18 protein-coding genes are annotated in these 17,576 nt (G+C 58.0%); 17 read left to right on the top strand and 1 reads right to left on the bottom strand.

Going from position 1 to position 17,576, the window contains the following annotated elements:
* Positions 1–12: 12 nt before the first annotated feature.
* The 17 genes from AB3X55_04335 to AB3X55_04255 all read left to right on the top strand — a co-directional run bounded on the left by AB3X55_04335 (position 13) and on the right by AB3X55_04255 (position 16,681).
* On the top strand, positions 13–810 hold the full coding sequence (locus tag AB3X55_04335) for a 2-keto-4-pentenoate hydratase (protein MEX0502802.1): 798 nt from the start codon (positions 13–15) through the stop codon (positions 808–810).
* Positions 811–843: 33 nt separating this feature from the next.
* Positions 844–1,329 (top strand): type II 3-dehydroquinate dehydratase, encoded by a 486-nt coding sequence (locus tag AB3X55_04330; protein ID MEX0502801.1) that lies wholly within the window; start codon positions 844–846, stop codon positions 1,327–1,329.
* The gene (locus AB3X55_04325; GenBank protein MEX0502800.1) at positions 1,326–2,288 is read left to right on the top strand and encodes a ketopantoate reductase family protein; all 963 of its coding nucleotides are present in this window, start codon (positions 1,326–1,328) and stop codon (positions 2,286–2,288) included. The genes AB3X55_04330 and AB3X55_04325 overlap by 4 nt, the downstream gene beginning before the upstream one ends.
* A 4-nt stretch (positions 2,289–2,292) precedes the next feature.
* The gene (locus AB3X55_04320; GenBank protein ID MEX0502799.1) at positions 2,293–3,078 is read left to right on the top strand and encodes an SDR family oxidoreductase; all 786 of its coding nucleotides are present in this window, start codon (positions 2,293–2,295) and stop codon (positions 3,076–3,078) included.
* Positions 3,078–4,259, top strand: coding sequence for an acyl-CoA dehydrogenase family protein (locus tag AB3X55_04315; GenBank protein MEX0502798.1), 1,182 nt, complete (start codon positions 3,078–3,080; stop codon positions 4,257–4,259). The genes AB3X55_04320 and AB3X55_04315 overlap by 1 nt, the downstream gene beginning before the upstream one ends.
* Positions 4,256–5,785, top strand: coding sequence for an acyl CoA:acetate/3-ketoacid CoA transferase (locus AB3X55_04310; protein ID MEX0502797.1), 1,530 nt, complete (start codon positions 4,256–4,258; stop codon positions 5,783–5,785). The genes AB3X55_04315 and AB3X55_04310 overlap by 4 nt, the downstream gene beginning before the upstream one ends.
* A 17-nt stretch (positions 5,786–5,802) precedes the next feature.
* Positions 5,803–6,843 carry a Gfo/Idh/MocA family protein gene (locus AB3X55_04305; protein MEX0502796.1) on the top strand — a complete coding sequence of 347 codons (1,041 nt, stop codon included), beginning with the start codon at positions 5,803–5,805 and terminating at the stop codon, positions 6,841–6,843.
* Positions 6,844–6,865: 22 nt separating this feature from the next.
* Complete coding sequence (locus tag AB3X55_04300; GenBank protein ID MEX0502795.1) at positions 6,866–7,297, top strand: MaoC family dehydratase; 432 nt, start codon at positions 6,866–6,868, stop codon at positions 7,295–7,297.
* Between the two features lie 32 nt (positions 7,298–7,329).
* The gene (locus AB3X55_04295) at positions 7,330–8,067 is read left to right on the top strand and encodes an SDR family oxidoreductase (GenBank protein MEX0502794.1); all 738 of its coding nucleotides are present in this window, start codon (positions 7,330–7,332) and stop codon (positions 8,065–8,067) included.
* A complete protein-coding gene (locus AB3X55_04290) occupies positions 8,061–8,894 on the top strand; it encodes a sugar phosphate isomerase/epimerase family protein (GenBank protein MEX0502793.1) in 834 nt (277 codons plus the stop codon). The genes AB3X55_04295 and AB3X55_04290 overlap by 7 nt, the downstream gene beginning before the upstream one ends.
* Before the next feature lie 181 nt (positions 8,895–9,075).
* Complete coding sequence (locus tag AB3X55_04285) at positions 9,076–9,813, top strand: ABC transporter ATP-binding protein (GenBank protein MEX0502792.1); 738 nt, start codon at positions 9,076–9,078, stop codon at positions 9,811–9,813.
* 26 nt (positions 9,814–9,839) lie between these two features.
* The gene (locus AB3X55_04280; protein ID MEX0502791.1) at positions 9,840–10,751 is read left to right on the top strand and encodes a branched-chain amino acid ABC transporter permease; all 912 of its coding nucleotides are present in this window, start codon (positions 9,840–9,842) and stop codon (positions 10,749–10,751) included.
* Positions 10,752–10,804: 53 nt separating this feature from the next.
* Complete coding sequence (locus AB3X55_04275) at positions 10,805–12,010, top strand: ABC transporter substrate-binding protein (protein ID MEX0502790.1); 1,206 nt, start codon at positions 10,805–10,807, stop codon at positions 12,008–12,010.
* Positions 12,011–12,111: 101 nt separating this feature from the next.
* Positions 12,112–13,197, top strand: coding sequence for a branched-chain amino acid ABC transporter permease (locus AB3X55_04270; protein ID MEX0502789.1), 1,086 nt, complete (start codon positions 12,112–12,114; stop codon positions 13,195–13,197).
* On the top strand, positions 13,175–13,975 hold the full coding sequence (locus tag AB3X55_04265; protein ID MEX0502788.1) for an ABC transporter ATP-binding protein: 801 nt from the start codon (positions 13,175–13,177) through the stop codon (positions 13,973–13,975). Before AB3X55_04270 ends, AB3X55_04265 begins: the two co-directional genes overlap by 23 nt.
* 19 nt (positions 13,976–13,994) lie before the next feature.
* Positions 13,995–14,786 carry an enoyl-CoA hydratase-related protein gene (locus AB3X55_04260; GenBank protein MEX0502787.1) on the top strand — a complete coding sequence of 264 codons (792 nt, stop codon included), beginning with the start codon at positions 13,995–13,997 and terminating at the stop codon, positions 14,784–14,786.
* 5 nt (positions 14,787–14,791) lie between these two features.
* Positions 14,792–16,681: a bifunctional sugar phosphate isomerase/epimerase/4-hydroxyphenylpyruvate dioxygenase family protein gene (locus tag AB3X55_04255; protein MEX0502786.1), complete on the top strand. Its 1,890-nt coding sequence runs from the start codon at positions 14,792–14,794 to the stop codon at positions 16,679–16,681.
* A 23-nt stretch (positions 16,682–16,704) separates the two neighbouring features.
* Here AB3X55_04255 and AB3X55_04250 read toward each other — a convergent pair whose 3' ends face one another.
* Positions 16,705–17,568, bottom strand: coding sequence for a sugar phosphate isomerase/epimerase family protein (locus AB3X55_04250; protein ID MEX0502785.1), 864 nt, complete (start codon positions 17,566–17,568; stop codon positions 16,705–16,707).
* Positions 17,569–17,576: the final 8 nt, after the last annotated feature.

Here is a 17,576-nt window from a genome sequence, read left to right as displayed (position 1 = left end):
GGGAGGAAGGCGATGGATGAATCGCGCAAGGCCGTATTGGAAGATTTGGCGGGGATGCTGTCAGCGTCGTGGCGCGATCCCGCTAACAAGGTGGCGGTTGACCCGCGTTTTTATCCTCGCAACAGGACCGAAGCGTATTTCGTTCAGGATCGCATGCATGACGAACTTGGTCAGGGTTTGGCTGGCTGGAAGGTTGGCGCGACCAGCGCCAGGATGCGCGAGCTTGACGGCCATGACGATGTGATCCCGGGACGGATCTTTGCCTCGCGTAGCTATGTCGGACCACATCACAACCTGCCAATTGACCAGTTTCCAGATGCACGCATCGAGACCGAATTCGCCTTCCGGCTGACCGCAACGCCGCATCTTCGCGAGGCACCCTGGACGGCCACCGAGATGGAAGCCATGATGGTGCTGCACCCAGCGCTGGAGATCATCGGCAACCGCTATCGTCTGGACGACGCCAGCAAGGCTGAAAATTCACTGATGACGATAGCGGACAATGGCGGCGGCATTGGCTTTGTCTTTGGCGATCCTGTGGATGACTGGCAGGCGATCGACTTTCAACAGCATTTGATTGCGCTCACGGTTGCCGGGGGTGCCCCTGCCGACAATTTCCTTGGCGAGATGCGCTGCCTGCCGGCCGAGGCGGCGGCTGATCTCGTCAATCATCTGGCGGTGCGTGGCCACGAAATGCGGGCCGGGGATTTTATCTCCACGGGCGCGGCCTCGGTGCCACAACCCTTTTCAGCTGGCGATCATGTGCGCGCGGATTTCGGTGCGCTTGGCGTCATTGAAGTTGCGTTCTGACACGGCGGCATGGCAACGCGGGAGACGAGAGGTATGGTTGACGTGCTGGTCATCTTTGGGCCCAACCTGAACATGCTTGGCACACGCGAGCCGGAAATCTATGGCGCGGACAGCATGGCCGATATCATGGCAGCCCTTGCCGATCAGGCCGTGGACCTTGGTCGGAGGATTGAGATGATGCAATCGAATGACGAGGGCGTCCTGGTGACTGCGATCCAGAAGGCGCGCGGTGACGCGGCGGCGATCCTTTTCAACCTGGCGGCCTATACCCATACCTCGGTGGCGCTTCGTGACGCCCTGGCGATGTTTGAAGGTCCTAAGGTCGAGGTGCATCTGTCCAATAATGACCGGCGCGAGGCGTTTCGCCAGGTAAGCCTGACGGCGGGGGTCAGTGACGGCAGCATTGTCGGGTTCGGTGCCGACTCCTTCCGTCTTGGGTTGGACGCCGTGCATCGGCTCCTGCTGCGAAGAGACAGTGCCGGGGCGATCCGGCAGATCCGGGGAGGAGATATCGGATGACCAAGGATATTCGTCATGTGGCCGTTGTCGGCGCCGGTGGCATGGGCGCCCTGTTTGGTGCCATCCTTTCCGAAGGTGGTCTGGAGGTAACGCTTGTCGATACCGACCGCGAGCATATGGCCGCCATTCGTGAGAAAGGACTGTATATTTCCGGCCTTGGCGGTGACAGGCACCTGATGCTTGCGACAGCGCATGACGCCACACAGGTCGAACAGGCCGATATCGTGCTGGTGCAGTGCAAGGGAACAGCGACCCGCGAGGTGGCACTCGCGATGACGCATCTTGCCGATGCCGGCGCCGTGTTCATCAGTTTCCAGAACGGTCTTGGAAACGAGGATATCCTCGCCGAAATCCTTGGGCCGGAGAATGTTTTTGGCGGGTTGACCTCGATGGCCGGTGCCCGCACCGGTCCCGGGCAGATACATGACTTCGACCGGGTGCCGTCCTATATCGGTGAATGGAGTGGTGGGATGTCGCCGCGGGCCGAGGCCATCGCCGCCACCTTCACTGCAGCCGGGCTGGAGACATATGCAAGCGCCGATATCAGGACCGAGATCTGGAAAAAACTTCTCGGTAACATGACCATGAGTGCTGTTTCCGGCGTGACCAATCTGACCAGTGCCGAAATCCTGCGGCTGGATCCGCTGCGAAAGGTGTGCTTCACCGCGCTCGACGAGGCGATCTCGATTGCGCATTCGCAGAATATCGACCTTGATCGGGACGCTGTGGTAAAGGGTCTCGAACTGATGACCGCACCGGGGGGCACCGGTGACAACAAATCCTCGCTTTGTCTCGATGTTCTGGCACGCCGACCGAGCGAGATCGAGTTCATCTATGGCACACCGTTGCAGCTTGCCGACGCCGCCGGTCTTGCCGTCCCGACATTGCGTAGCCTTTATGGGCTGGTGAAGGGTATCGAAACACATTATGTCGGTGTGCCCGACCACAAGGGAGCGTGACGACATGGGTTCACTGACAGGTAAGACAGCCTTTGTGTCCGGCGGAACGCGGGGTATCGGGCTTGCCATCGCCGCGCGTTTGGCGCGTGAGGGTGCGGATATAATGGTCGCCGGTAGCAGCGAGGCGAATTGCGTGGCGGCGACCAAGGTCATCGCCGCGCAGTCGGACGGCCGGGTCGAGGCGCATGCCGCCGACTTGCGAACGCTTGAAGGGTGTCAGGCGGTGTTTGACGCGCACAGCCGGGCCTTTGGTGCCTGTGATATCCTTGTTCATAGTGCCGGCGCGACCAGGGGCGGTGTGTTCCCGGACCAGGATGATGCCGATTTCATTGACGGTTTTGCACTGAAATTCCATGCCGGGGTAAGGCTTTCGCGCCTATTCTGGCCGTTGCTCGCCGCCGCGCATGGGAATGTGGTGATGATCGTTGGCGGGGCGTCGCGCACCCCCGACGCCAAATTCATGGTCGGTGGCGCGGTCAATGCGGCGTTGGCGAATTTCAGCAAGGCGCTTGCCGGGCAGGGTCTTCAGGATGATGTGAATGTGAACTGGATAAATCCAGGCCAGACCGAGACCGAACGCCTGCAGCAGCTTCTCGCAACACGGGCGCGGGACGAGAATTGTAGCATTGACGATGTCCGGGCCGAACGTATGCGGGCTGAAGGCATTCGCCGGCTTGGCCAGCCCGATGACACGGCAGCGCTTGTTGCATTCCTGTGTGGTGACGAGGCGCGCCATATCCATGGCGCCGGTATTGCTGTCGATGGCGGCGCTACAAAGGGGTTTTTCTGATGGATTTTTCACCCTCCGAGGAACAGCGCCTGCTTGTCGCCACCATCCGTTCCTTTGTCGATGACGAGCTGCGCCCGCTGGAGGCGCAAATCGAGCAGACAGGTTACCTTGCCGATGACCTGGCTGCCGAGATCCGGGCGAAGTCACAGGCGCTCGGGCTTTATGCAGTGAATATCCCGACCGAATATGGTGGTGGCGGTCTGTCGGTTCTCGACTGGATGATCGCCGAGGAGCAGTTCGGTCGCACCAGCGATATCCTGATTCGCCGCGCTTTCGGCAATGTTTATGAAATCCTTCTGGAAGGCACCGACGCGCAGATCGAGACATATCTGCTGCCGGCAGTTCGTGGCGAGCGAACCTTTTCTGTGGCCTTCACCGAGCCCGAGGCCGGGTCCGATGCCGCCGCCATCACAACAAGAGCGGTACGAAAGGGCGATGTCTGGGTGCTGAACGGAGCCAAGCATTTCATTTCGGACGGCCTTTATTCCGACTTCTTTATCGTCACCGCGGTAACGGACCCGAATGCCGGTGCGCGTGGTATTTCCACCTTCATTCTTGACAAGGGGTGTCCCGGATTCACCATCGGACGTGATCAGCCGATGATGGGGTTGCGGGGCACGTCGCATGTTGAAATGCGATTCGAGAATGTAGAGCTTGATGAAGGCTGTCTCCTTGGCCAGGAGGGGCAGGGTCTGAAGCTGGCGTTGGCCACCCTGGGTCGAGTGCGGCTGGCACAGGTGGCAGCGCGGGCCGTCGGCAAGGCCAGCATGATCCTTGATGGCTGCCTCGACTATGCCAGGAACAGGCGGCAATTCGGATCAGCCATTGGCGAATTCCAGATGATCCAGCAGATGCTTGCCGACTCGGCGATGGAGATCAACGCCTGCCGGCTGGCCCTGTGGCAGACGGCAAGCCGCATCGATGCCGGGGACGAGGCGCGCGGCGCGATCTCGATGCTGAAGGTTCAGGCATCCGAGATGCTTGGCCGGGTCGTCGACCGGGCGGTGCAGATCTATGGTGGCGCCGGCTATTGCCGTGACCTGCCAATCGAACGCTATTACCGGGATGCCCGCATTGCGAGGATCTATGACGGCACCTCGGAGATACACCGCATGGTGATGGCGCGGCAGATGATGAAGGGGGATGTCGGCCTGTTCGACATTTATGAGCAGGCAAGATGACGAAGGTTCAGTTTCTAACCGCGGACGAAGCCGCCGCGATGATCGAGGATGGTGCCGTAATCGGACTGACCGGTGGTGGTGGTGGTCTGGTTGAGGCAAGCGCGCTTCACGCGGCTGTGGAGCGCCGGTTCCTTGCGACGGGACATCCCCGAAATCTGACCTGCATACATGCGCTGGGTATTGGCGACAGGCAGGAACGCGGCATGAACCGGTTTGCGCATGTTGGCATGACCACACGTGTCATTGGGGGCCACTGGGTCTGGTCGCCGCGCATGCAGCAGATGGCGCGGGACAATGAAATTGAGGCCTATGTGCTGCCCGGCGGCGTGATCATGCAATTGATGCGCGAGGTCGCCGCGGGTCGCCCCGGTCTGATCACCCATGTCGGACTTGGCACCTTTGTTGATCCGCGGCTGGATGGCGGACGCATGAATGAGGCCGCAAAGCAGAATCTGACCGAGATCATCACCATCGACGGTCGGGACTATCTGCGCTATCTGCCGATTCCGGTGACGGTGGCGCTTCTTCGCGGCAGTTATGCCGATGAGGATGGTAACATCTCGCTGGAGGAAGAGCCGGCCAATCTCGATATCTACGCGATAGCTGCGGCGGCGCATAACAGTGGTGGCAAGGTTATTTTCCAGGTCCGCGGGACGGTGCCGCGCCACAGTATGAAGGCCCGTGAGGTGCGCATTCCGGCGGCGCTGGTCGATGCCATTGTCGTCGATGAGACACAGCGGCAGGGCTATGACGTTGTCTATGACGCGGCATTGTCCGGGCAGGATCGCCGGGACGATCTGGCGTCGCCGCAGCCGGCATTCTCGACACGCCTTGTCATTGCGCGCCGCGCACAGCGCGAACTCCATGACAATGCGGTGATCAATTTCGGCTTTGGCATTCCTGATCAGATCGCCAAGCTGATCGACCTTGATGGTCATGCAGGGCGCTATTTCCAGACTATCGAGCATGGCACTTATGGCGGCAGGCTCATGGATGGTGATCTGTTCGGCTATGCGATGAACCCGAGCTGCATGATTGATGGCCCCTCGCAATTTGATTTCTATTCGGGTGGTGGGTTGGATATCGCCTTTCTCGGCTTTGGTGAGATAGATGCCACCGGTAATGTCAATGTGTCCAAGCTTGGTGGCAATACGGTCGGCCCTGGTGGGTTTATCGACATCGCCCAGAACGCGCGCAAGGTGGTGTTCTGCGGCACCTTCGATACTGGCGGTACCCGTTTCGAGACGGGTGACGGCACCCTGCGGGTCACGTCGCATGGACGGATTCCCAAGCTGGTTGAAAAAGTCGACCAGATCACCTTTTCTGGCCCGCAGGCCAGCGTGCAGGGCCAGCATGTCATCTATGTCACCGAGCGCGCGGTTTTCGAGTTGCGCGAGGACGGTGTGCATCTTGTCGAGATCGCCCCGGGCATTGACCTGCAGGCGGATGTGCTTGACCGAATGGGATTCACGCCGCACATGGAGTCGCCTCTGTCGGAGATGAACAGTGGCCTGTTTAGGGAATGAAGGACAGCAGAAGGCCGATGGATGTTTTCAGGATTGGATTGATTGGGGCCGGGTCGATTGGCACCCGACACATCAAGGCCATTGATGAGGTGGCGCACATCGAGTTGGTGGCCGTTGCCGACCCGTCACCAGCCGCGGCGGCGCTTGGCGACGCGCGCGGTCTCGGGGTTTTCGCCGATGCCGATACCATGTTGTCGAAGATGGATGTCGAGGCGGTCATCATTGCCACCCCGACGGAGCGTCACCACGCCGATGTGATGACGGCCCTCAAACATCGGAAGACGATACTGGTTGAAAAGCCGATTGCCGCTACCATGGAAGAGGCCGACGAGATGACGCGCTATGCCGCGGCGCAGGGATGTCAGGTGCTGGTTGGTCATCAGAGACGATATTATCCCTGTGCGAAGATGGCGCGAGACATCATCCAGAGTGGCCGCATCGGCAGACTGATGGCGGTAAGCGGCCAGTGGACAACGCGCAAGGACGACGACTATTACGCTCCGGCGTGGCGCCGTGATCTCAAGGCTGGCCCGATCCTGACCAACCTGATTCATGAAATCGACATCCTGCGCTTTATCTGCGGCGACATTACCTCGGTGTCCGCTGAGATGACGCACCATGACCAGAATTTCGAGAAAGAGGATGCGGTCGCGATCAGCCTGAAATTTGCCAATCAGGCGGTTGGAAGTTTCCTGCTTTCGGATCGCACCCCGTCACCCTGGACTTGGGAAATGGCGCTTGGAGAGAGTGTGAAATTCCCAAAGACGGGCATGAATGCCATCCGTTTTCTTGGTACCGAGGGCGCGCTGGAATTCCCGAATCTTGTGCTGTGGCGGCATGCCGAGCGCAATGGCAACTGGCACCATGAGATTGGGCCCGAGGTGATCGATGCACCGTTCATCGATGCCTATGTCGCGCAGTGCGAACATCTGTGCGCGGTGACGCGCGGCCTTGAGACACCGGTTATCGACGCCTTGAATGGTAGCCGATCGCTTGATGCGACCCTTGCGGCGGCGCGGGCGGCGAGTGTTGGAACGCGCATCAACCTGTCAACGTGACTGCAACCACAGGAGGAATAGGATGGCGGATTTCTATCTCGACATTGGCGACAACACCAGCTTCACCAAGACAGTCTCGGAGAGCGATGTCTATCAGTTTGCCGGTATCACCGGCGATTTCTCCCCAAACCACGTCAATCGGGTCTATATGGAGAAATCAAGCTATGGCCGGTTGATGGCGCATGGCGCGCTTCTTGTTGGGTTCATGTCCACGGTCTCGACCCAGATGATCGCGCATAGCCGCGAGGCGTCGGAAACCCCGGTCTCGGTCGGCTATGACAAGATCAGATTTCTGAAGCCGGTCTTTCTCGGCGACACGATCACCGTCGCCTATACCGTCACCGAGATCGATACCGAGCGTCGGCGGTCGACAGCCGGGATCGAGGTCACCAATCAGGATGGTGAGCTTGTCGCCGTCGCCAGTCACATTCTCCAATGGGTACCGAACAGCTGATGGTGGATGGAAATGAAAGCAGGAGCAGCAATATGAACAAACCCATGGACATCGCCGGTCAAAGCTTCATTGTCACCGGTGCCGCCAAGGGCATCGGCCTTGCCATCAGCACGCTGTTCCACAGCCTTGGGGCACAGGTGTCGGGCTGGGATCTCGATGACAGTGGCATGAAGGACAATCCGGTCTTCGCTGACAGTCGGATTGTCGATGTCACTGACCCATCACAGACGGAGGCGGGGTTTGCCGCCAGCCTCGCGGCGCTTGGTGATATCGATGGCATTGTCGCGAATGCCGGGGTGAACGGGCCGACGAAGCCGTTGTGGGACTATTCGCTGGCAGAATGGCAGACGGTGATGTCGGTCGATCTGACCGGTGTGTTCCTGACCGTGCAGGCTTCACTTGACCATCTGAGAACGCGCCAGCGGGGCCGGATCATTATCATCTCCTCGATCGCCGGCAAGGAGGGGAATCCCGGTGCCGTGCCCTATGGCGCGGCAAAGGCCGGCGTAATCGGGCTTGCCAAGGGGCTTGCCCGTGAATTGTTGCCTTCGGAGATTACCGTGAACTGCATCGCGCCCTCGATGGCGATGACCAGCCTGCTGGACGGGATGAGCGCGGAATATATTGCCGACAAGAAGAGTCGGATCCCGATGGGCCGTCTTTGCACGCCCGAGGAGATCGCCAGTGTGGCGGCATTTATCGCTTCCCCGGCCTGTAGCTTCACCACCGGTCAGGTCTTCGATGTCACCGGTGGGCGGGCTACATGGTAGCCTCGCCTCGCCATCTGCAACTGGATGACCTGTGTGTGCATCAGGTTTCACTTTCAGGACAATGTGATTTTGCCGACTCGTTGGCGGTGCTGCGTAATGCCGGTATTGCCCGGACCGCGCTCTGGGCACCGATGATCGAGGCATGCGGTGTCGCCGAGGCCAGACGGATATGGGATGACAGCGGCATGATCGCCGAATCGCTGTGTGTTGGCTGTCTTTTCGAGGGTGAGGCGGCGCTTCGTCAGCGGCTTGAACTTGCCGACATGTTCGGTGCCAGAACCATGGTGATGATTACCGGCGGGTTTGAGGATCTGGCCTCCGCCGGTCATGGCGGCGACATTGAGCATGCCCGTGGCCTGCTTGTTGACCAACTTTGCGTAGCGGCGCAAATTGCCGCCGGCCACCGGGTCAGGCTGGCCTTTGAACCCCTTCACCCGATGGTATGTGGCTTTCGTTCGGTGGTCTCCAGCCTTGGCGAAGCGCTCGATATTCTCGATCAGCTTGATGAGGGCCACGACATCGGTCTTGCTATCGACGCCTACGCCCTCTGGTGGGAACACGATCTGCAGGCAAAGTTGATGCGTGCCGGTGATCGTATTCTGAACTATCACGTCTCGGACTGGCTTTCCGATACGCGGGACCTCCGGCTTGATCGCGGGATGCCGGGTGACGGGCAGATCGACCTTCGTGACTGGCGCCGGATGATCGAGGCAGCCGGCTATCTCGGCCCGGTCGAAGTCGAGATCTTTTCGCGTGACCGATGGTGGAAGACGCCACCGGAAACGATGGTCGCGGTGGTTCTGGAACGAATGAACGCCGCCTTCTGAACACGGCGGCAGTGCATGGATATTCGTTTTTCAGGCCAAAATGATGGAAAACCATCAAATTTGTGGTTCCTTATCCGGGATCGGACCATACTATCGTTGCTAATGTGTCTTAACGCCTTGCTCTGCGTGGAGTGAAGCCCGTAAGGTAAGGCTTGGATTCGTTGCTGGCCCGGGGGGAGCTGTGCTTGAAGTTAAAGGTGTCCATGCAGGCTATGGCAATCTGAAGATCCTGCGCGGCATAAACATGAATGTGCCGACGGGCGGTATCGTTACCCTTCTTGGAGGCAACGGCACCGGTAAGTCCACGTTGCTCAAAGCCATTTCAGGATTGATTCCCCTGATGGAAGGCGATGTTGTCTTTGACGGTGTGAATATCTCGAAAATGAAGCCTCACGAGCGCATGCGCCTCGGCCTTGTTCAGGTGACACAGGCCAAGGAAGCCTATCCGGCAATGACGGTAGAGGAAAATCTCGTGCTTGGTGCCTATACTCGCAAAGACCGCGAAGGTACCAAGGCCGACCTTGAAAAGGTGTATGATTTCTTTCCGGTGCTTCGGGAGCGGCGCAAACAATTGTCCGGCACGCTGTCCGGCGGCGAGGTACAGATGCTGGTCATTGGCCGTGGCCTGATGGCGTCGCCGAAAATGCTGATGCTTGACGAGCCAAGCGCCGCGCTGGCTCCGAAAGTGGTTCTGGAAATTTTTGCCAATATCAACCGGATCGCAAAATCCGGCGTGACGATCCTGGTCGTCGAGCAGAATGTGCGGATGGCACTGATCCTGGCCCAGTACGGCTATATCATCCGGGACGGTGTGATCATGATGCAGGGTGAGGCCGACAAACTGATCAGCGATCCGGCGGTCAAGGAATCGTTCCTTGGCGGTTCGGTTGCCGACACCACAAAGGCGCTCAGAAATTAGGCGGCAGTTCACGGGGGATAGAAATAATGGGATTTGATTACAACTCGTTGCTGGCCTTCATTGTTTTTGGCGTCACCATCGGTGTGGTCTATGGCATCGTGGCGCTGGGCATCTCGCTGATCTATTCCGGCCTTGATATCGTGCATTTCGCACATGGTGAGATGTATATGTTCGGTGCCTTTTTCGGTCTTGTGCTGGCGCATAATGTCGGTGTGCCCTACCCGGTCGCGCTGATCGGTGCGATGATCCTGACGGCGCTTCTTGGAATGGCGGTCGAACGGGTCTTCTATCGAAGGCTGACGCGCGCTGGCGGCGGATATACCGTTGCCGGCATGGGAATGATTATCTGCGGTTTCGGCATGTCCGTTGCGCTGGTCAACACGGCCTATTTCTTCTTTGGCGCCGAGGCCGAGCCTTTCCGTGCCAATCTGGACTATATCCCGCGACTGAGTTTCCCTGGTGATGTGCAGGTGCCTGAAAGCTATGTGCTGACAGCGATTATTTCGGTGTTACTCATGGTGGGTCTGCATTATTTCCTGCGGCATACCAAGACTGGCCTTGCGGTTCGCGCCGTCGCCCATAACAAGGACATCGCCTATCTGATGGGTGTCAACGTGCCGCTGATGATCTCGCTGATTTTCGGCCTCGCCTGCGGTCTTGCCGCCGCCGCCGGCGTATTGATTGGTCCGATGCAGTCGGTGCAGGTGGAAATGGGCTATCTGATGTTGATGAAGGCGTTTGCTGCAGCGGTCGTTGGTGGCTTCGGCTCGCTTCCCGGCGCCATTGTCGGTGGAATCATGGTCGGCATCTTCGAAAATCTGGGTGCCGCGTACATTTCACCCAGCCATAAGGACATTTACGCATTTTTGCTGTTGATCCTGGTCCTGATGTTCAAGCCATCAGGCCTGTTCGGGGTTGAGGCAAAGGTGAAGGCATAGTGAGCAGGCTCACTATGAATAAGGGCAAAGCCTGAAACTAAGTGGAGGAAAACATGCGAGTACTGAACAAAATGTTTGCCGGTGTCATGGCCGCAGGTGTCGGTCTTGCCGCCACGGCTGCGTTCGCCGGCGATATTCGTGTCGGAATCACGATGCGAATGGTCAGCGAGAACGGCCAGGCCTATGGTCAGATGGTGATGGACGAGATCAACGCGATCAATGATGCCGGCGGCATCAATGGCAACATGATCGAAGCCACGCTGATGAATGATGAATGCAAGTCCGACAAGGGCGTTGCAAACGCGAATAAGCTGATCTTCCAGGAGAAGATCCATCTGCTGATTGGCTCGACATGTTCTTCTGTGTCGCTGCCGATCGTTGACGTGACGGCGAAGGCCGGCGTGCCGCAGATGATCCCGCATTCCACCAACGGCAAGATCACCCAGAAGGGCAGTGAATGGGTCTTCCGTATTCCGGTATCTGGCCGCTATTACGGTGGTGTTGCCGCAAAATATGTTGGCGAGAATATCGGCAAAAAGATTGCCTACATCTGTGCCGCCGATGCGGCCTCTGTCAATGACTGTGCTTCCATGCAGGGCCAGATGAGGAAGCAGTTTGGTGCCGAGCCGGCCTATGTTGCCGATGTGCAGGAAAAGGAAGTCGATTTCCGTTCTCACATGCAGAAGATCAAGAACCTGAATGTAGATGGCATCATGGTGGCTGCTCTGGCAGAGACCATGGCCCGTGCGTTGGTACAGTCCTATGAGGCTGGCATCGGCGAGGATGTCCGTCGCATCGGCTCATCTTCGGCTTCCAACGCGCCGGTACCGAAAATTGCCGGCGATGCGGTCAAGGGTGTGTTCTTCACAGCTGCCTATTCGGCTGCTGACCAGCGTCCGATTGCCAAGCTGTTCAATTCTATGACCCGTGCGCGCTACAACATTCATGCGCCTGACCATGATTTCTCGCAGGCTTATGACCTTGTTCGGATCATGGAAATTGCGTTGAAAAATGCTGATCTCGACCTTTCCGACAGCGCGCTTGCTTCCGACCGCACCGCCATTCGCGATGCGATTGCCAACGTCAAGGGGTACCAAGGGCTGGCATCGGGGCCGATCAGCTTCTGCGCGGCGCCGACCCCGCAGTGCCGTGACGGCAACCGTACTGCGGTTCTTATCGGTTACACCAAGGGTGGTGAAAACTTCGAAACCGAGGTGCTTGCCCGTGTGACCATGGATGAGAATTTCGGTCTCGAATAGGCGTAACAAAACAGATGGTCGGGGGCTTGCCCCGACCATCATTCTCTTGATTTCATATTCCGATTTTTTGTCTTCAGACGGATCCGGGGGAATGGCTCGATATGGTATTTCTATCACGTATTGCTGACCTGATAGATGCGCTGGCACAACGCCACAGGCTTTTGCCATGGCTCGCAGCCTATGCGCTGCTGCTGCCTCTGCCGTTCATCTTGTCGACTTTCTTCAATGACTATCTGATTGATCTGGCAAACCGCGCCTGTCTGTTTATCATGCTGGCCGTTGGGCTGAATATTGTGAAAGGGTTTTGTGGCCAGGTCACGGTCGGCCACATAGGTCTTTACGCCATCGGGGCGGTGACCTCGGCAGTGCTGTCACTTGAACCTGGCGGGTTTGGTGGTGCACTCGGATTTGGTCTGCCGGTCTGGGTGTCGATCCCGATCGCGGTTCTGGTGACCGCCTTTGCCGGCCTCATTGTCGGGCTGCCCTCGGTTCGACTGGAAGGTGCATATCTCGCACTTGCGACGCTTGGGCTTGGTGAATCCGTCCGCATTTTCATTGCTGTGACACCGGCACTTGGGTCCAGCACCGGCCTGATGATGATCCCGGCGCCGAGCATTGGTGGGTATGTTTTCGACAGCTTTACCAGCTATTACTATCTCGTAATGACTGCCGCCGTCGTGGGGATCTATTTTTCCTTTGCGATCCTCCGCTCGGCCACCGGACGCGCCTTCCAGGCGATCCGCGAGGACACCATTGCCGCCTCGGTGAACGGTATCAATGTGGTGAAATACAAGCTGCTGGCCTTTGTCCTCAGCGCTATCTATGCAGGCCTGGCAGGTGCGTTGTTCGCACATATGCCGCCGGGGTATCTCCATCACAACAACTTTACCGTCATCGAAATGGTAACCCTGCTTCTGATGGTGGTTCTTGGTGGTATCGGCAATGTCTGGGGCGGGGTTATCGGTGCCATTGTTGTGACTATCGCCTATGATCAGACCAAGGATCTGGTGGTTTATTTCATGGACCGCCCGATTGTGATCCAGCCGCTTGTCTTTGGTCTGTCAATGGTTCTTCTGGTGCTGTTCATGCCTCGTGGAATTGGTGGCTGGTTCGAGGGTGTGCAGCGGAATCGCAGATTTATCAAGAGAAGCGAGGAGAAGTTGGGTGGCGCTGCTAGAAACTCGTAACCTGAGCAAGAGCTTTGGCGGTCTGCAGGCGATTGACAAGGTCAGCCTGAAAGTTGAGCCGAACACGATCCACGGGCTGATTGGGCCAAACGGATCCGGCAAATCGACCTTCTTCAATCTTCTTACCGGGGTGTATCAGCCTGACGAGGGAAGCCATATCAGCTTCGACGGGGTAGACATCACGAACAGCCCGGCACATACGATCGCCGGGCTGGGGTTGGCCAGAACCTTCCAGTTGCTGCGTCTCTATGGCGAGCTGAGCGTTCTCGACAATGTCATGGTTGGCTACCACCCGCATACGAAATACGGGCCACTCGCCCCGCTCCTTAACGGTGCCGAGGTGCGACGTCAGGACAAGGCTGTCAGGGAAGAGATGCAGGAGTTGCTGGAATTTATCGGCCTTGCGGACCATGCCGAGATTCCGGCCGCAGAACTGTCTGGTGGACAGCGCCGTCTTCTGGCGCTTGGGCGGGCCATCGCGATGCGTCCGAAAATGCTGCTTCTCGACGAACCGGGGGCGGGGCTTTCGCCGGTCAATGTCGACAATCTGATGACCACCATAATGACCCTCAAGGAACGGTACAATCTCACAATCATCGTGGTGGAGCACATCCTGAAGGTTGTGATGTCGACCTGCGATGCCATCAGCGTGCTTGATCATGGGCAGAAGATTTCCGAGGGCACGCCCGAACATGTCAAGAACGATCCGGCGGTTGTCGAGGCTTATCTCGGTCGCGAAATGGCGGACGAAGATATCCGGGCGGCGATGGACGCGTGACGTCGGGGTGTGTAGATAGATGCAGGGCAATGCCGCCGGGATCAGATGGGAAACACAAGACCGAACACTGATCCTGACCATTGATCGGCAGCATCGCCGCAACGCACTGGACCCTGACGCCCACCATCAGCTTGCCAGCCTTTTCGACACATTTGCCGCGAGTGACACGCTTCTCGTCGCCATTATAACAGGCGCGGGCGACAAGGCATTCTGTTCCGGCTCGGACCTGTCTGTGGATGCCGGCCTTGACCGCGCCAATCTCCCGTCAACAGGCTTCGCCGGTCTCGCAGAACGCTTTGATCTAATTAAACCGGTTATCGCAGCGGTGAACGGAGACGCCATCGGTGGTGGGATGGAAATCGTCCTGGCCTGTGATTTGTGCGTGGCCGTGCCCAGCGCAAGGTTCTCGTTGCCGGAGCCACGCGTTGGACTGGCGGCAAGTGGAGGGCTGCATCGTCTGGCAAGGCAGGTGCCGCTTAAACAGGCGATGGAACTTGCTTTGACAGGGCGCATGTTTGCCGCTGATGAACTTGTCGGAATGGGTGTTGTAAATCAGCTTTCACCATCTCCGGCTGGTGGCACCGGTGTTCTGGCAATGGCTTTGGAAACCGCCGCGATGATCTGCGAGAACGCGCCACTGGCGGTGCGTGCAACGAAGCAGATGATGATGCAAGGACTTGACCTGCCGGATCTCGAGACCGCCTTCGCGACGCGGTATCCGGCTTTCGAAGCCATGCTGGCCAGCGAAGATGCCAGGGAAGGCAGGCTGGCCTTTCTGCAAAAGCGACAGCCGAAATGGCGAGGAAGGTAGCTGGTATGAACGACGCTCCGGGCAAACTCAGAACCTGCATTGCCACGGTATCGATCGCCGGTGACTTCCGCGAGAAACTTGCAGCGATCTCACGCGCCGGCTTTACCGGCATCGAAATCTTCGAGCAGGATTTTCTGGCCTATGACGGCGCTGCTGTGGATGTTGGGTGGTTGGTCGAGGATTATGGGCTGGAAATCATGCTGTTCCAGCCCTTCCGTGATTTTGAAGGGTTGCCGGAACCCTATCGGTCACGAGCTTTCGACCGGGCAGAACGAAAATTCGACCTGATGAACAGCATGGGCGCCGATCTTGTTCTGATTTGCTCGAACCTGTCTGCCCACGCGCTTGGTGGCATTGACCGGGCTGCTGATGATCTTGCCGAGCTTGGCGAGCGGGCAAAGGCGAGGGGGCTGCGAATTGGGTTTGAGGCGCTGGCCTGGGGACGGCATATCAATGATCATCGTGACGCGTGGGAAGTGGTGCGCCGTGCCGGCCATAGTCATGTCGGACTGATCCTTGACAGTTTCCATACACTCAGCCGCAAGATCGACCCTGATACGATCCGTGCCATACCGGGTGACAAGATATTCTTTGTCCAGCTTGCAGACGCACCTTTGATCGACATGGACCTTTTCTACTGGTCGCGGCATTTCCGCAATATGCCGGGTGAGGGTGATCTTCGGGTCGTCGATTTTATGCGTGCCGTAAGTTCAACAGGATATGCCGGGCCACTGTCTCTGGAGGTGTTCAACGATCAGTTCAGGGGAGGCAGCCCGGCAATGATCGCCCGCGATGGGCATCGCTCACTGCTGGCACTGATGGATGATGTCCGGCGGAATGAACCTGACATGCGTCTGCCGGTGCCTCGAATGCCTGCCCGCGGCACCTGCCTGGGGATCGAGTTTGTCGAATTCACGACAAGTGAACATGAAGCCTCTGATCTGGCCGCGTTTCTGTCCATGATGGGATTCGTCCATGTGGGCAACCATGTTTCGAAACAGGTCGCACACTGGCGCCAGAATGGGATCAATATCCTGATCAATACCGAGGACTCGGGACCGGCCCAATCTGCCTATCAGGTGCATGGAACATCGGTCTGCGACATTGCCATCAAGGTTGATGCTGCTGCTGCGGTCATTGATCGCGCGCGAAGTCTCGGTGCGAATATCGTGGAAACAACCGAGGGTGAAGACGAACTGAAAATTCCGGCAATCCGGGGCGTCGGGGGCGGCCTGTTGCGGTTTGTGGATGATGCCAGCGGTCTTGCAAACTGGTGGGAGGTTGATTTCAGGACCGTTGATGCGCCGCAGCCTGCTACAGGGGTCGGCCTTCAAAAGATTGACCATCTGGCCCAGACGATGAAGTACGAGGAAATGCTGACTTGGACGCTTTTCTACACCTCGATCCTCGAGGTGGAAAAGGTGTCCATGGTGGATGTGGTGGACCCGGGAGGGCTGGTGAGAAGCCGGGCCATCCAGAATGTCTCCGGCGAGATGCGGGTCACGTTGAACGGTGCTGAGAACCAGAATACGCTTGCCGGTCAATTCATCGATCGCACCTTTGGGGCGGCTGTGCAGCACCTTGCTTTCAGCTGCGATGATATCTTTGCCACTGCTGAAGCGCTTGCCTTGCGCGGGTTCGATGCACTTGCGATGTCGCCAAACTATTACGAGGATCTTGGCGCCAGGTTTGGTTTGGATGATGCGTTTGTCGAACGGCTCCGCGCATCGAAAATTCTCTATGACGAGGATGCAGACGGCCGCTATTTCCAACTTTATAGCCGTCAGCGCGCCAGTGAGGTGTTCTTCGAGATTGTTCAGCGGGACGGGGGCTATGACGGGTATGGCGCCGCCAATGCCCCCTTCAGGGTCAGTGCGCAGAGGCGCAATCTTTGATCTTGGGCTTGAAACAGACCTGATCAGCCATACAGCGTCTTGAACTTTCCAATATTCATTCGGAAGCCAGCTTCAAAATCGCCATTGCCGGGATGGTAGACGGATTCAAAACTGATCACCCCGTCATAGCCGTCCGCGCGAAGCGCATCGGCCATGGGGGCAAATTGATCAGCAAGCTGGCCTTCGCCCATGGGCCGCACCTCAAGCGTGGCACGCGGCGTGTCCACTTTGACATCCTTGATATGGATGTGGCCAAGATAGCCATCCTTTACCTCGTCATACCCGTCGGGAAAGGCGGTCTCATGGCACCAGCAATTGTTCGCCGGATCCCACAGCACCTTCAGCACATCCTTGCCGTCCAGATCATCAATCAGCTTGCGGCCGGTATAGTTGGAATTGACCATCGTGCCGTTGCCAGTCTCCACAACAAGCGTGACGCCGGCATCGCGCGCCACATCGAGCGCCGGCGCGATCAGCGGCAGCATGGCATCCCACGCGCCTTTGGCGACATTCCACTTTTCCGCTCCGTTGAAGCCGAACAGGATCTGTTCCTTCTTTGGGGTCATGATCCGGACCAGCGGCGAGCCGACGATATGCGCCATCTCGATAACCCGCTTCAGCGCGTCCATGTGCTTCGTATGGAGATCATCGCCGGGTTTGTTGGCGATGGTGGTGCCAGCAAAGATATGGCGGCTGAGACAGGAGACCGGCTTGCCGCGGTCTCGAAGCAATGCGTCGATCTCTCGGATTTCTCCAGCATCATGGTCGCCGACCTCTTTCTCGCCGACAAATTGCAGTTCGGCATATTCCAGCCCGAATTCATCCATCACATCCACGGTATGCGCCAGATCGCGGCTGATACCGTCACAAATCACACCAAGTTTCATCATACACT

The organism is Alphaproteobacteria bacterium LSUCC0719, assembly GCA_040839025.1.
In the GTDB taxonomy this organism is placed as follows: Bacteria; Pseudomonadota; Alphaproteobacteria; order Puniceispirillales; family Puniceispirillaceae; genus UBA8309.
This window is presented reverse-complemented; position numbering and strand designations above follow the sequence as displayed.